General features: G+C 64.3%; 12 protein-coding genes. 7 read left to right on the forward strand and 5 right to left on the reverse strand.

Annotation, left to right across the window (positions count from 1 at the left end; all coding sequences use genetic code 11):
• Positions 1–44: 44 nt before the first annotated feature.
• The 4 genes from L0962_RS15060 (at position 45) to L0962_RS15075 (ending at position 5,693) form a co-directional block, all read left to right on the forward strand.
• Positions 45–2,276 (forward strand): arginine/lysine/ornithine decarboxylase, encoded by a 2,232-nt coding sequence (locus L0962_RS15060; protein WP_234087281.1) that lies wholly within the window; start codon positions 45–47, stop codon positions 2,274–2,276.
• A 3-nt stretch (positions 2,277–2,279) separates the two neighbouring features.
• The gene (locus tag L0962_RS15065; protein WP_234087282.1) at positions 2,280–2,993 is read left to right on the forward strand and encodes a FecR domain-containing protein; all 714 of its coding nucleotides are present in this window, start codon (positions 2,280–2,282) and stop codon (positions 2,991–2,993) included.
• 74 nt (positions 2,994–3,067) lie between these two features.
• A complete protein-coding gene (locus L0962_RS15070; RefSeq protein WP_234087283.1) occupies positions 3,068–4,360 on the forward strand; it encodes a surface lipoprotein assembly modifier in 1,293 nt (430 codons plus the stop codon).
• Between the two features lie 13 nt (positions 4,361–4,373).
• Positions 4,374–5,693, forward strand: coding sequence for a FecR domain-containing protein (locus L0962_RS15075; protein WP_234087284.1), 1,320 nt, complete (start codon positions 4,374–4,376; stop codon positions 5,691–5,693).
• Here the strand turns inward: L0962_RS15075 and L0962_RS15080 are convergent.
• The 3 genes from L0962_RS15080 to L0962_RS15090 are packed head-to-tail and all read right to left on the reverse strand — an operon-like array spanning position 5,690 to position 8,565.
• Complete coding sequence (locus L0962_RS15080; protein WP_234087285.1) at positions 5,690–6,166, reverse strand: dihydrofolate reductase; 477 nt, start codon at positions 6,164–6,166, stop codon at positions 5,690–5,692. The genes L0962_RS15075 and L0962_RS15080 overlap by 4 nt on opposite strands.
• A gap of 2 nt (positions 6,167–6,168) precedes the next feature.
• A complete protein-coding gene (gene pgi / locus L0962_RS15085) occupies positions 6,169–7,764 on the reverse strand; it encodes a glucose-6-phosphate isomerase (protein WP_234087286.1) in 1,596 nt (531 codons plus the stop codon).
• 6 nt (positions 7,765–7,770) lie between these two features.
• Positions 7,771–8,565: a thymidylate synthase gene (locus L0962_RS15090; RefSeq protein ID WP_234087287.1), complete on the reverse strand. Its 795-nt coding sequence runs from the start codon at positions 8,563–8,565 to the stop codon at positions 7,771–7,773.
• A 142-nt stretch (positions 8,566–8,707) separates the two neighbouring features.
• On the opposite strand from L0962_RS15090, the gene L0962_RS15095 reads away from it, so the two are divergent.
• Positions 8,708–10,243, forward strand: a complete 1,536-nt coding sequence (locus L0962_RS15095) for a hypothetical protein (RefSeq protein WP_234087288.1) — start codon at positions 8,708–8,710, stop codon at positions 10,241–10,243.
• 9 nt (positions 10,244–10,252) lie between these two features.
• Here L0962_RS15095 and mog read toward each other — a convergent pair whose 3' ends face one another.
• Positions 10,253–10,846 (reverse strand): molybdopterin adenylyltransferase, encoded by a 594-nt coding sequence (mog, locus tag L0962_RS15100; protein WP_234087289.1) that lies wholly within the window; start codon positions 10,844–10,846, stop codon positions 10,253–10,255.
• On the reverse strand, positions 10,836–11,384 hold the full coding sequence (yjgA, locus tag L0962_RS15105; RefSeq protein ID WP_234087290.1) for a ribosome biogenesis factor YjgA: 549 nt from the start codon (positions 11,382–11,384) through the stop codon (positions 10,836–10,838). The genes mog and yjgA overlap by 11 nt, the downstream gene beginning before the upstream one ends.
• A gap of 67 nt (positions 11,385–11,451) precedes the next feature.
• Between yjgA and pmbA the strand changes: the two genes are divergently transcribed.
• Positions 11,452–12,798, forward strand: a complete 1,347-nt coding sequence (gene pmbA, locus L0962_RS15110; protein ID WP_234087291.1) for a metalloprotease PmbA — start codon at positions 11,452–11,454, stop codon at positions 12,796–12,798.
• Positions 12,799–12,912: 114 nt separating this feature from the next.
• Positions 12,913–14,058, forward strand: a complete 1,146-nt coding sequence (locus L0962_RS15115; RefSeq protein ID WP_234087292.1) for a TRAP transporter substrate-binding protein — start codon at positions 12,913–12,915, stop codon at positions 14,056–14,058.
• The last annotated feature ends 81 nt before the right edge of the window (positions 14,059–14,139 follow it).

Here is a 14,139-nt window from a genome sequence, read left to right on the forward strand (position 1 = left end):
TCCTTCGACCCGCTGCGGCGGGTCGCCGCTTTTGGGGATACACCATGCGCTTCCATTTCCCGGTCATCATCATCGATGAAGACTTCCGTTCCGAAAACGCCTCCGGGCTGGGTATCCGGGCGCTGGCCGACGCCTTGCAGAGCGAGGGGCTGGAAGTGCTCGGCGTCACCAGCTACGGTGACCTGACCTCGTTCGCCCAGCAGCAAAGCCGGGCATCGGCCTTCATTCTGTCGATCGACGACGAGGAACTGGCGCTCGAACCGGAAGAGACGCTCGCCGAACTGCGCGCCTTCGTCGGCGAAATCCGCCACAAGAACGCCGAAATCCCGATCTTCCTGCACGGCGAGACGCGCACCAGCCGCCACATCCCGAACGACATCCTGCGCGAGCTGCACGGTTTCATCCACATGCACGAGGACACGCCGGAGTTCATCGCCCGCAACATCAAGCGCGAGGCGCATGCCTATCTCGACAGCCTGCCGCCGCCCTTCTTCCGCGCGCTGACGCATTACGCCGCCGACGGTTCCTATTCCTGGCACTGCCCCGGCCACTCGGGCGGCGTCGCCTTCCTGAAGTCGCCGGTCGGCCAGATGTTCCACCAGTTCTTCGGCGAGAACATGCTGCGTGCCGACGTCTGCAATGCCGTGGAAGAGCTCGGCCAGCTGCTCGACCACACCGGCCCGGTGGCCGCTTCCGAGCGCAACGCGGCGCGTATCTTCAACTGCGACCACCTCTACTTCGTCACCAACGGCACTTCGACCTCGAACAAGATCGTCTGGAACTCGACCGTGGCGCCGGGCGACATCGTTGTCGTCGACCGCAACTGCCACAAGTCGATCCTGCACTCGATCATCATGACCGGCGCCATCCCGGTGTTCCTGATGCCGACGCGCAACAACTTCGGCATCATCGGGCCGATCCCGAAGAGCGAGTTCGCCTGGGAAAACATCCAGAAGAAAATCGACGCCAATCCCTTCATCGAGGACAAGACGGCGAAGCCGCGCGTGCTCACCATCACCCAGTCGACCTACGACGGCGTGCTCTACAACGTCGAGGACATCAAGGAAATGCTCGACGGCCGCATCGACACCCTGCACTTCGACGAAGCCTGGCTGCCGCACGCCGCCTTCCACGATTTCTACGGCGATTACCACGCCATCGGCGCCGATCGCCAGCGCTGCAAGGAATCGATGATCTTCGCCACGCAGTCCACGCACAAGCTGCTCGCCGGTCTCTCGCAGGCCTCGCAGATCCTCGTCCAGGATTGCCAGGAGCGCCAGCTCGACCGCGATGCCTTCAACGAGGCCTACCTGATGCATACCTCGACCTCGCCGCAGTACTCGATCATCGCCTCCTGCGACGTCGCCGCGGCGATGATGGAAGCGCCCGGCGGCACCGCGCTGGTCGAGGAATCGATTGCCGAGGCGCTCGACTTCCGCCGCGCCATGCGCAAGGTCGACGAGGAATGGGGCACCGGCTGGTGGTTCAAGGTCTGGGGCCCGGACGACCTGTCCGAGGAAGGCATCGAAGAGCGCGACGCCTGGATGCTCAAGCCCGGCCACCGCTGGCACGGCTTCGGCAAGCTCGCCGAAGGCTTCAACATGCTCGACCCGATCAAGGCGACGATCATCACCCCGGGCCTCGACGTCGATGGCGACTTCGGCGAGCGCGGCATTCCGGCGGCGATCGTCACCAAGTACCTCGCCGAACACGGCGTCATCGTCGAGAAGTGCGGCCTCTACAGCTTCTTCATCATGTTCACCATCGGCATCACCAAGGGCCGCTGGAACACGCTGGTCACCGCGCTGCAGCAGTTCAAGGACGATTACGACAAGAACCAGCCACTGTGGAAGGTGCTGCCCGAGTTCGTGCAGAAGAATCCGCGCTACGAGCGCATGGGGCTGAAGGACCTGTGCAAGCAGATTCACGCGGTGTACAAGGAAAACGACGTGGCCCGCCTGACCACCGAGATGTACCTCTCGGACATGGTGCCGGCGATGCGTCCGGCCGACGCCTGGGCGCGCATGGCGCACCGCGAGATCGAGCGCGTCCGCCTCGACGAGCTCGAAGGGCGCATCACCTCGGTACTGCTGACCCCCTATCCGCCGGGCATTCCGCTGCTGATCCCGGGCGAGCGCTTCAACGCCACCATCGTCCGCTACCTTAAGTTCGCGCGCGACTTCAACGCCCGCTTCCCCGGCTTCGAGACCGACATCCACGGGCTGGTCAAGCGCGAGGACGGCGAGTACTACGTCGACTGCGTGCGCCAGGGCTAAGCCATGCGCCGCCTCCTCTGCCTGATCTTCGCGCTGCTCTGTTGCGGCCATGCCTGGGCCGAGGTGGCTGCCAATGTGGTGTTTTTTACTGGTCAGCCGACGTTGACCGCAGCCGACGGGAAAACCCGGAAGCTGGCACGCGGCGACGAGGTGCGCGACGGCGAGACGATCGATACCGGCGACGGACGTGTGCAGTTGCGTTTTCGCGATGGCGCAACGATGTCGCTGCAACCGGCGACGCGTTTCCGGGTCGAGCGTTTCCGTTTCTCGGGGCCCGATGGCGGCGAAGCCGACGGGGTGGTGATGACCCTGGTCAAGGGCGCGCTGCGCACGGTGACCGGTCTGCTCGGCAAGCGTGACCGTACGCAGTACAAGGTCGGAACGACGGTCGCGACGATCGGCATCCGCGGCACCGAATATGGCGCAGTGCTTGATGGTTCGGGGCTGACCGTGACGACCTACGTCGGGGTGGTCGAGGTCTGTAGCCAGGTGGGTTGTGTCGATGTCGAAGCTGGCCGCGCCGTCTGGGTTCGCGCGGCCAACGCCAAGCCCGAGTTGCGCGACGCCGGCGCCATGCGGAGCGAGATCAGCGCCGGCGATGTGATCCCCGAAGCGCCGATCGGCGGCTCGGCCGGCGTGCCATCGTCGGCAACGCCATCGGCCCCGACAACGACGACAAGCCCGACGTCCTCCCCGAGAGGGGGCGGAAAAATCTGATGTGAAATCGTGTAAAGTCCTGACCGGGTTCGGGGGCTTTCGTGAGGACGGGGATGAAAAGGGCGTATTGCTTGTTGAGCGCGGGCTTGCTGCTGGGCGTTTCCAGCGTTGCGCAGGCAGATTCGACGACGGACAGGGCGCATGGCCTGTTGACCGGTGGCCAGGGTCGGGCAGCGTTCGAACTGCTCGAGCCGCTGGAGAGCGAGCGGGCAGGCGATGAAAATTATGACTTCCTGCTTGGTCTGGCGGCTTTGGAGATCGGCCAGAATACGCGGGCAGTCTTCGCGCTGGAACGGGTGCTGGCGGTCAACCCGGGTAATTTGCGGGCGCGCGCCGAAATCGGCCGGGCTTATCTGGCACTCGGCGAGGTCGAAACGGCCCGCCAGGAATTCGAGAACGTGCGCAAGCAGGGGGTGCCGGCCGACGTGTCGTTGACGCTCGACCGTTACATCGCTGCGGCGCGACGGGTCGAGGACCGCAGCAAGCCTTCACTCAATGGCTTCCTGGAAGCGCAGATCGGTTACGACACGAACGTCAATGTCGGGCCGAACAAGAATTCGGTGGTGATTCCCGGCCTCAGTGCGACGCCGGCAATACTTTCCCCGGACAGCAAGGCCAACCGCGATGGGTTTGGCAGCCTGGCCGGCGGCGTGGGCGGGCGCCTGCCGCTGAGCGAAAATCTGGCCCTGCTTGCGGGCGTCAACGGGACGACGCGGGTCAATCAGCACAAGGAACAGTTCGATATCGCCAACTACGATGCCAACGCCGGCCTCGTGTTCACCTCCGGGCAACATGTGGCGACGCTGATGGCCCAGTACGGCGGGGTCAATGTCGACGACCGGAAATATCGCTCCGTCGGCGGGTTGACCGGGCAATGGCAGTACAACATCGATGCACGCAATCAGTTCAGCACCTTCGTCCAGTACGGCAAGCTGAACTACGAGCGTGAGAAGGTCCGCGATGCCGACCGCTGGGTTGCTGGCGCCGCCTATGCTTACCTGTGGCGCAATGCGGCGGTGCTTTTCGGCAGCCTTTACGGCGTTGGCGAGCGGGCTGACGCCGATATTGCCCGTTACCTCGGTTTCAACGGCCTCGGCATTCGCCTGGGCGGCAAGGCGAACCTCAGCGAGAAAACGACATTGTTCGGTGGCGCTTCGTTCGAATACCGTCGTCACCTGGAAACCGATCCCTCGTTCCTGGTCACGCGAACCGACCAGCAGTACGGCCTGGTCGCCGGTACGACCTATGCATTTGCCAGGGAATGGACATTGACGCCGCAGATCAGCCTGACGGCGAACCGTTCGAATACGGCCTTGAATGAATATCACCGCGCGATCGTCTCCCTGGCGATCCGGCGCGAATTCTGAACGGAGTCCCGTCATGCGTCAGTTGCTTTCGATTCTTCTCGGTCTGTTCTCCGTCTCGGCGCTGGCCGCCGGTTCGGTACGGCTCGACTTCGTCGCCGGCCCGGTATCCATCGTCGCGTCGGGGGGGCAGGAACGTTCAGCCAGCCGGGGAACCGCGGTCGTGCCGGGTGAAACGGTGCGCACCGGCAGCGAGGGCCGGGCCCAGTTGCGCTTTGATGACGGTGCGGTGGTGTCGCTGCAACCGAACAGCGATTTCCGCATCGACGATTACCGCTTTTCCGGTGCTTCCGATGGTCAGGAGCGTGCACTGTTCACCCTGCTCCGGGGCGGTCTGCGGACCTTGACCGGCATCGTCGGTCGCAGTCAGCGGGAGAGCTACCGGATGACCACCTCGGTGGCGACCATCGGCATCCGCGGAACCGAATACACGCTGGCGTATCTCGATAGCGACGCGATTGCCGTGGCTACCGGCGAGGGGGCGATCGAGGTGTGCAACGGCAGCGGCTGTTCGACACTGGCCAGCGGCGACTCCGCGGTGGTGCGCGGTCGTGACGGCGAGCCCCGGCGCGTCGCTTTCCGGCCCCGCCTCGATCCCACACCGCCGCCGCCGGATGCGATGCCGCTGTTCGCGTCGATGGCGTCGCGGCGTCCCGATGGTTCGGTCAATGTCAATCAGGGCAATTTACAGTCGGGGCCGGGTTATGCCTTTCAGGGGGCACATGGCAACGTGGTGGTGGTGTCGACGATGGTCGATGGCGTGGCATCGCTGGCCGACGGCAATCAATTGACCCATGTCGCCAGCGGTAGCAATTTCTTCCAGTCGCTGGTCGCCGGCGAATCGGGAGGCGACGGCGTGATGGGGTGGGGGCGTTGGGCTTCGGCAACGGATCAGGCGAGTTCGACCCTGACCGATCTGCATTATGTGGTCGGCCAGCCGACGCCTGCGGCAGGTCTGACGGCGCTGAGCGGAACGACCGTGACCTATTCGAACATCGTCGGTGCGACCACCCCGACCTGTGCCGGTTGCACCGGTACGCCGACCTTTCAGGGGCCGTCCTCGGGCAGTCTGACGGCGGTCTTCGGGGCTGCGACGATGCAGGTCTCGATGTCGCTGGACATCACGATGAATGCATCGCCGATGACCATTACCGCCACCACCGGTTCGACGCCGGTGCCGATCGCGTCGACCTTCACCTGGGATCCCGGCTACATCTACAGCGGTACGTCCGGCTCGGGGCAGTTCAGCGGGGTCAATGCCTCGCACGCCGGCGCGACCTACAGCACCTATGCCGGCGGCGGTTTCGTTTCCGGGGCGGTGGTGTTGTCGCGCTAGCGGCGTCGATAGGTCTTGAAGGTACAGCCGGTGCCGGGCCGTTCCATCTGTACGGTCCAGGTCGTCGCGTCGATCTCCGGGAACCGGGCATCGCCGTCCGGAGCCAGGTCGACTTCGGTGATTTCCAGGCGGTTCGCCAGCCCGATTGCCTGGGCGTAAATCTCCGCGCCACCGATGACGAACAGCACTTCTGCGGTCGACGCCAGGCGCAGGGCATTTTCCAGCGAATCGGCGAGCTCAGCCCCGGTCGCGACGTAGTCCGGCTGCCGGCTGATCACGATGTTGCGCCGCCCGGGGAGCGGGCGGAAGCGTTCGGGAAGGGATTCCCAGGTCTTGCGCCCCATCAGCACTGCGTGACCGGCAGTCAGCGCCTTGAAGTGCGCCATGTCTTCGGGAATGTTCCACAGCAGCTGGTTGTCCTTGCCGATGACGCCGTTGCTGGCGACGGCTGCGATCAGAATGATTTCCGGCATGTTCAGGCTCCGTTGGCGCGCAGATGCTCGACCAGCCCGCGCGTCGAGGCATCCAGTCCCGTCGTCTCGGCTTCACCCCGTAATACGGGGGCGAGTCGACTGGCCATCTGCTTGCCCAGTTCGACGCCCCACTGATCGAAGGCGTTGAGATGCCACAAAACGCCCAGGCTGAACACCTTGTGTTCGTAGAGGGCAATCAGCTGGCCCAGCGTGAATGGCGTCAGTTCCGGAAGCAGTAGTGTGGTCGAGGCCTGGTTGCCCGGGAAGCTGCGGTACGGGACCAGCGCCTCGGTGACGCCGGCTGCCCGTACTTCGTCGGCGGTAAGGCCGAACGCCAGTGCCGACGATTGGGCCAGACAGTTGGCCAGGAGCCCGTTGTGGTGGCCGGCAAGCGGGAAGTCGGCACGGGCCAGGGCGATGAAGTCGCAGGCGACGGCTTCGCTGCCCTGGTGCAGCAGCTGAAAGAAGGAATGTTGGCCGTTGGTGCCGGCAGCCCCCCACAAGACCGGGTTGGTCGCATGGCCGACGGCCATGCCGTCACGGTCGATCCGCTTGCCGTTGCTTTCCATCTCCAGTTGCTGCAGATGGTCGGGCAGCAAGGCGAGCGAATGGCTGTAGGGGTAGATGCCGTGGCTGCGGGTGCCCAGGAAACAGGTGTTCCACAGGGTCAGCAATGCCAGGGTCAGCGGCAGGTTGTCGGTGGCCGGGGCCGTGAAGAAGTGCTCGTCCATGTCGCGCGCACCGGCCAGCAACTGCCGGAAATTGCCGAAGCCGATGGCCAGTGCGATCGGCAGTCCGATCGCCGACCACAGCGAGAAGCGGCCGCCGATCGAATCGCGGAAAGGAAAGACGTTGGCCGGCGCGATGCCGAACGCGGCGGTGGCGTCGAGATTGGTCGAGGCGGCCGCGAAATGCGCAGCAATCGCAGCCGGGTCGCCGAAGGCCGTAAGCAGCCAGTCGCGCGCCGTGCGCGCGTTGGTCATCGTCTCCTGTGTCGTGAAGGTCTTGCTGGCGACGATGAACAGCGTCGTGCGCGGGTTCAGTCCGGCCAGGGTACCGGCCAGGTCTGCGCCATCCAGATTGGCGACGAAGTGGACGCGCAGGTCCGGCTGTTGGAAGGCGGACAGGGCCCGGACCGCCATGCGCGGGCCGAGGTCGGAACCGCCGATGCCGATATTCACGATGTCGGTGATCCGTTCGCCGCCGTGACCCCGCCAGCGGCCGCTGTGGATGTCGTCGCAGAAGCGCTCCATGCGGGCCAGGACGTCGCGGATGTCGGCAGGCGCACGGTCGCCGGCGCGCAGCAGGGTGTGCTCGACGGCCCGGCCTTCCGTATGGTTGATGGCTTCGCCACGGCGCATGCGCTCGATCCAGCCTTGCCAGTCGCGGGATTCGGCAAACTTGCGCAGCAAGTTCAGGGTTTCGCCATTCAGCCGCTGCTTGGAAAAGTCGAGCAGCAACCGGTCGTGGCGCAAGGAAAAATGCCGGAAACGATCCGGGTCGGCGGCGAACAGGTCGCGGAGGTGATACGTCGCGATGGCTGCGCCCTGAACGGTCAGTGCCAGCCAGAGCGGTTGGGAGGTCAGTCGCTCGCTCATGTCGTCTCAGACGGCCACCGGGGCCGGAATGTGCGGGTGCGGATCGTAGCCTTCCAGCCGGAAGTCCTCGAATTTGAACGAAAAGATGTCGTCGACCGCAGGATTGATCCACATCGTCGGCAAGGCCCTCGGCTCGCGCGACAACTGCAGGCGTGCCTGCTCGAAATGGTTGGCGTACAGATGTGCGTCGCCGAAGCTATGAACGAAATCACCCGGTCGGTAGCCGCAGACCTGCGCCAGCATCATCGTCAGCAGCGCGTAGCTGGCGATGTTGAACGGCACGCCGAGAAAGATGTCGGCGCTGCGCTGGTACAGCTGGCAGGAAAGCTTGCCGTCGGCGACGTAGAACTGGAACAGGCAGTGGCAGGGCGGCAGCGCCATGTTATCCACGTCGCCGGGGTTCCAGGCCGACACGATGTGCCGGCGCGAATCCGGATTGTGCTTGAGGTTGTGTACCAGTTGCGCGATCTGGTCGATCAGTCGTCCGTCGGGCGTTTCCCAGCGGCGCCACTGCTTGCCGTATACCGGGCCGAGGTCGCCGTTTTCGTCGGCCCATTCATCCCAGATGCGGACACCGTTTTCCTTCAGGTAGGCGATGTTGGTGTCGCCTTGCAGGAACCACAGCAGTTCGTGAATGATCGACTTCAGGTGCAGCTTCTTGGTGGTCAGCGCCGGAAATCCCCGGGCGAGGTCGAAACGCATTTGCCAGCCGAAAACCGAGCGGGTGCCGGTCCCGGTACGGTCGGATTTGTCGTGACCATGTTCGAGAACATGGCGCATCAGATCGAGATATGGCTGCATGACGGGCGGTGACTGAGGGAATGCCGGTATTGTACATAGGATGAGGCAATTGCCCGCGGTCATGGCGAATGATTAGAATGCCGGGATGCGGTCGGGCAACAGGGCAGCCCCGGTCAACGGTCGATCATCGAAAGGAACTGGCGTGCTGGGCGGAGTGGGCAGACTGGGTGATTTGTTCGGGCAGAAGGAGGGGCATCCGCTGCTGCAGCCGCGGCAGTTGCAGCAGGTCATCGACGAGCTGCCGCGCGACAATGCCTTCAAGGCGCTCGACGAGATCGCCGGCTGGCTGGAGTCGCTGCTGGCGCTGCCGGACTGCCCTGCCGACCGTCTTCATGAAGCGGCCTGCCGACTGGAGGACGCGGCCGGGCCTCACCTGAAACGCTTGAGCCGCGAATACCTGCACACGATTCGCCTGTCGCGCAGCGAGGAAAAACGCCTGTGGACCATCAATTATGGTTTCTGGACCTTGCTGGCACAGGTTTACGAGCGTGTGCTGCTGATTCCGGGAGAGCGTCCCGAGGCCTTGAAAGGGCTGCTCGGCAGCCTCTGCACCCGGCTCATCTGCGCCTTGCGCGGCGTCGTCAAGTGGGAACAGTTCCACTACGGGCCGACGCCCGCTGACATCTGGCGTCGCATGGGAAACGCGCTGCTGGTCGCCGAGCAGGCCGGGCAGGCATCGCGACTGGTCAGCCTTGGTGCGTTGGCGGGCAACAGTTCGCCGACACAGGAATTGCACAAGGCCATCGTCTTCCATGCCGCTTCGCTGGACAGCCTGCTGCCGCTCGAAATCGAACTCGCCGAACGGATCATCGGCCATTACCTCGGCCTGTTCTCGTTCTCCAGTCAGGCCGTCCATGACAGCGTTTACTGGGTGGATCTGACGCTGGCTCAGCCACCGCTGAGGATGGCGCAGATGCCGAACGGCGCGCAACCGACCCAGCGTTTCTTCAAGCCGGGAGCGGCGCACGCGGCGATGCAGGCGGTGCTGGAAAATCTGGAACGAGGGGGCGATATTCCGGCCGACATCGGCCTTGGCGCGCAGTACCCGGTGCGTACGCTACTGCCCGTGCTGCGCCATCTGTGCGCGTATCTGGCGCCGGTTCCGCCGCAACGGCGGCATGACCGGCATCGCGTCAAGCACCGGATGTCGGTGCTCAGCGGCCTGGTCAATACCTTTGTCGTCTTTTCGCGCGAATTCGGCGGTCGACCGGCCGGCTTGCAGATCGAGAGCTGGGTCGTCGAGAACGTCAGCCGCGGCGGTTTTGGTGCCCAGTTGTCGTCAATTTCCGGCGAATGGCTGAAAGTCGGCGCTTTGCTGGCGATGCAGCCGGATGGCGGCGAGAACTGGCTGCTCGGTTGCATTCGCCGCTATCACCGAGACAGCGACAACGAGGCCCGGGTCGGGATTCAGACTCTGGCGCGCGATGTGCTGGCGGTCGAACTGCATTTGCAGGCGGCGTCCAGTTACGCTGCGGTGGCCGGTACGCCGGCCCTGCTGCTGCGCGACGGGAATGCGCCCGGCGAAATCCGGGTGGTTTTGCCGGCCAGCAGTTTTGATCTGCGCGAGCGTTTCGACTGTCAGGTCGACGGTTGCCGCCATCAACTCGAAGCACTGGCCTTGCTCGAGCATACGGCGGACTACGATCTGGCGCGCTACCGGATTTCCGTGGCGCTCTGACGCAAGGCGTCAGCCGGCCGGGCGCTGCGCGGATTTGGGCCGGAAGGCCTTGATCACCGCCGTGTCGGTTTCCACATACGGTCCGCCGATCAGGTCGATGCAATAGGGGATGGCGGCGAAGATGCCGACGTGGGCGACGCTGCCGTCGGGATTGCGCACGCCTTCCAGTGTTTCCCGGATCGATTTCGGCTGACCGGGCAGGTTGACGATCAGCGCTTGCTTGCGAATGACCGCCACCTGGCGTGACAGGATCGCTGTCGGCACGAAGTTCAGGCTGATCCGGCGCATTTCCTCGCCGAAACCGGGCATTTCCTTGTCGGCGACGGCCAGCGTTGCCTCCGGGGTGACGTCGCGCAGCGCCGGGCCGGTGCCGCCGGTGGTCAGCACCAGGTGACAATGCTCGCGGTCGACCAGCTCGACCAGCGTATTTTCGATGCCGGCACGGTCGTCGGCGATCAACCGGGTGACTGCCTGCCAGGGTGAGCACAGGGCGGCGCCGAGCCATTCCTGCAGGGCCGGGATGCCCTTGTCTTCGTAGATGCCGGTCGAGGCGCGGTCGCTGATCGAGACCAGTCCGACGCGCAGCGTCGCGTCATTCGTCATCGCCGTGCTCCGTTGCCGGCTCGACGTCAGTCTGCGGCATTCCGTCGAGTTCCTTCAGGGTCTGGAAGATGGCGCGGAAGTTCTTGGGGGGCTTGCCCGCCTCGTGTTCCTTCAGCGCGTTGCGCCGCAACTGGCGCAATTGCTGCAGGTCGGCAGCCGGCCACAGGGTAGCGATTTCGGCCAGCACGCTTTCATCTTCGAGAAAACGGAGACGCAAGCGCTCGAGGCGATGCAGGCGCGCCGTTTCGGCGGCGGATTCGCCGCGGACCAGGGCGAGACCGGCACGGATCGGTTCCTCGTCGACGCCGCGCATCAGTTTGCCGATGTACTGCAATTGCCGCCGCCGCGCGCCGTGCGCGGTGATCTTCTGGCAGTCGCGCACGGCGGCGTAAAGGCTTTCCGGCAGCTCGATGCGCTTGAGCTGGCCGGGCGACAGGTCGACCAGCTCGGCGCCGAGGTCGCGCAAGGCGTGCATGGCTTCCTTCTGCTTGGTCTTCGAGGGGCGCGTCGAGTCTTCGACGTAATCGTCTTCTTGCATGGCTGGGAACGAGTGCGGCAAAAGCGGGCTGCTATGATAACGACTTTTGCCTGCCGACCTCTCGTCCATGTCCGATACCGCCGCTTTTTCCTACGCCTTTTCGACCTTGCAACAACTGGCCGAGGATGTCCTGAAACATGCGGCGACCAAAGGGGCGAGTGCCTGCGAGGTCGATGTCTCGGAGGGTTTCGGTCAATCGGTGACGGTGCGCTGCGACGAAGTCGAGACGATCGAGTTCAATCGCGACAAGGGGATCGGCATCACCGTCTATGCCGGTCAGCGCAAGGGCTACGCCAGTACCTCGGATTTTTCGCCGCAGGCCTTGCGGGAGACGGTCGACGCGGCGCTGGCCATCGCCCGTTATACGGCGGAAGACGATTGCGCCGGCCTGGCCGACGCCGCGTTGATGGCGAAAGATGTTCCTGACCTGGATTTGTACCATCCGTGGGCGTTGACCGTGGATGACGCGATTACGCTGGCCCGGCGCTGCGAGCAGGCGGCTTTCGACACCAGCCCGCTGGTCGATAATTCGGAAGGCGCCACCGTGTCGACCCAGCAGGCGCATTTCGTGTCGGCCAACAGCCACGGTTTCATGGGCGGTTATCCGACCTCCCGGCATTACCTGTCGGCTTCGGTCATCGCCGGTGAGCGCGACTCGATGCAGCGCGACGACTGGTATACGACGCATCGCAACGCCGCCGCGCTCGATGCGCCGGAGCGCGTCGGGCGCATTGCCGCCGAGCGCGCAGTGGCCAGGCTGGGCGGTCGCAAGCTGAAGACCGGCGAATTCCCGGTGCTGTTCGAGGCACCGCTGGCTGCCGGCCTGCTCGGCAGCCTGGTGCATGCCGCCAGCGGCGGGGCTTTGTACCGCAAATCGTCCTTCCTGCAGGACCGTCTCGGGCAGCGCATCTTTCCCGGTTTCGTGCGCATCGTCGAACGGCCGCATCTGCGCGGCGGGCTGGCCAGTGCCGCTTTCGACAGCGACGGCGTGGCCACGCAGGACAGCGATGTCGTGGTCGACGGCGTCCTGCAGCGCTATTTCCTCTCGTCCTACACGGCACGCAAGCTGGGCATGCAGACGACGGCCAATGCCGGTGGCAGCCACAACCTGATCATCGAACCGGGCGAACTCGACCGGGATGGCTTGTTGAAACGGATGGGCCGCGGCTTGCTGCTCACCGAACTGCTCGGCCATGGCATCAACTACGTGACCGGCGATTATTCGCGCGGCGCCGCGGGGTTCTGGGTCGAGGACGGCGAGATCGTTCATCCGGTCGAGGAAATCACGATCGCCGGCAACCTGCGCGACATGTTTGCCGGCATCCTTGCGGTGGGTAACGATGTCCACGTCCGCGGCGGCAAGCAGACCGGGTCCGTCCTGATCGACCGCATGACCATCGCCGGCGAGGGCTGATTGCGGTCGACGTCGTCCGCTTAGGGTTTTCCTCCTCTCGCCAAATCTCCCGCTTTGCGGAAAAATGGGCCAAGCCAACCGGCTTGACGATTTTGAACATACGGAGGAGACCTTATGCAACGTCGTGATTTTCTTGCCAAGGCAACGGTCGGTGCAGCCGCTGCCGCAACGCTTGCCGCTTGCGGCAAAAGTGAAACCCCGCCGGCCGCCGCGCCGGCTTCCAGTCCGGCAGCGCCTGCTGCTCCGGCGGTCCATGGCGCCCTGCCCGAAGTCAAGTGGCGTCTGACGTCCAGCTTCCCGAAGAGCCTCGACACCATTTACGGCGGCGCTGAAGTGCTGGCCAATCGCCTGCGCGCGATGACCGGCGGCAAGTTCGACATCCGGGTCTTCCCGGGCGGCGAGATCGTCCCCGGCCTGCAGGCGCTGGATGCCGTGCAGCAGGGAACGGTCGAAATGTGTCATACCTGTTCGTACTACTACGTCGGCAAGGACAAGACCTTCGGTTTCGGGACCTCGATTCCGTTCGGCATGAATGCCCGCCAGATGAACGCCTGGATTTACTACGGCGGCGGTCAGGAACTGCTCGACGAGTTTTATGCCGGGTACAACGTGCAGCATTTCGCCGGCGGCAATACCGGGGTGCAGATGGGCGGCTGGTGGCGCAAGACCGTGGAAAAGGTCGCCGACCTGAGCGGCATCAAGATGCGCATTGCCGGCCTGGGCGGCGCGGTGTTCTCCGAACTGGGGGTCGTGCCGCAACAGATCGCCGGTGGCGACATCTACCCGGCGTTGGAAAAAGGCACTATCGATGCCGCCGAATGGGTCGGTCCGTACGATGACGAAAAGCTCGGCTTCTACAAGGTTGCCAAGAACTACTACTATCCGGGCTGGTGGGAACCGGGTCCGGTGATCAATTTCTTCGTCAACAAGGCCGAGTGGGCCAAGTTGCCCAAGGAATACCAGGAAGCCTTCCAGGCGGCGGCCTACGAGGCCAATGTGACGATGATGGCCAAGTACGATCACCAGAACCCGATCGCCCTGTCCAAGCTGCTGCAGAACGGCGTCAAGCTGCAGAAGTTCTCCGACGAAATCCTGACGGCGGCGTACAAGGCCACCCAGCAGCTTTATGCGGACGAAGCTGCGAAGAACCCGGCGTTCAAGAAGATCCTGACCGCCTACGACAAATATCGCCGTACCGAGAATGCGTGGTTCAGCGTCGCCGAAAGCCGGATGGACAACTTCCTGCAGTCGCAGACCTGAGCCGCTGCTGCTACGGTCAACCCCCGAAACCCGCGGAAAATGCCGCGGGTTTTTTTACGTCCGGATATCGGGTTTTGGGGC

Origin of the sequence: Azonexus sp. R2A61, assembly GCF_021401135.1 — a bacterium.
GTDB lineage: Bacteria > Pseudomonadota > Gammaproteobacteria > Burkholderiales > Rhodocyclaceae > Azonexus.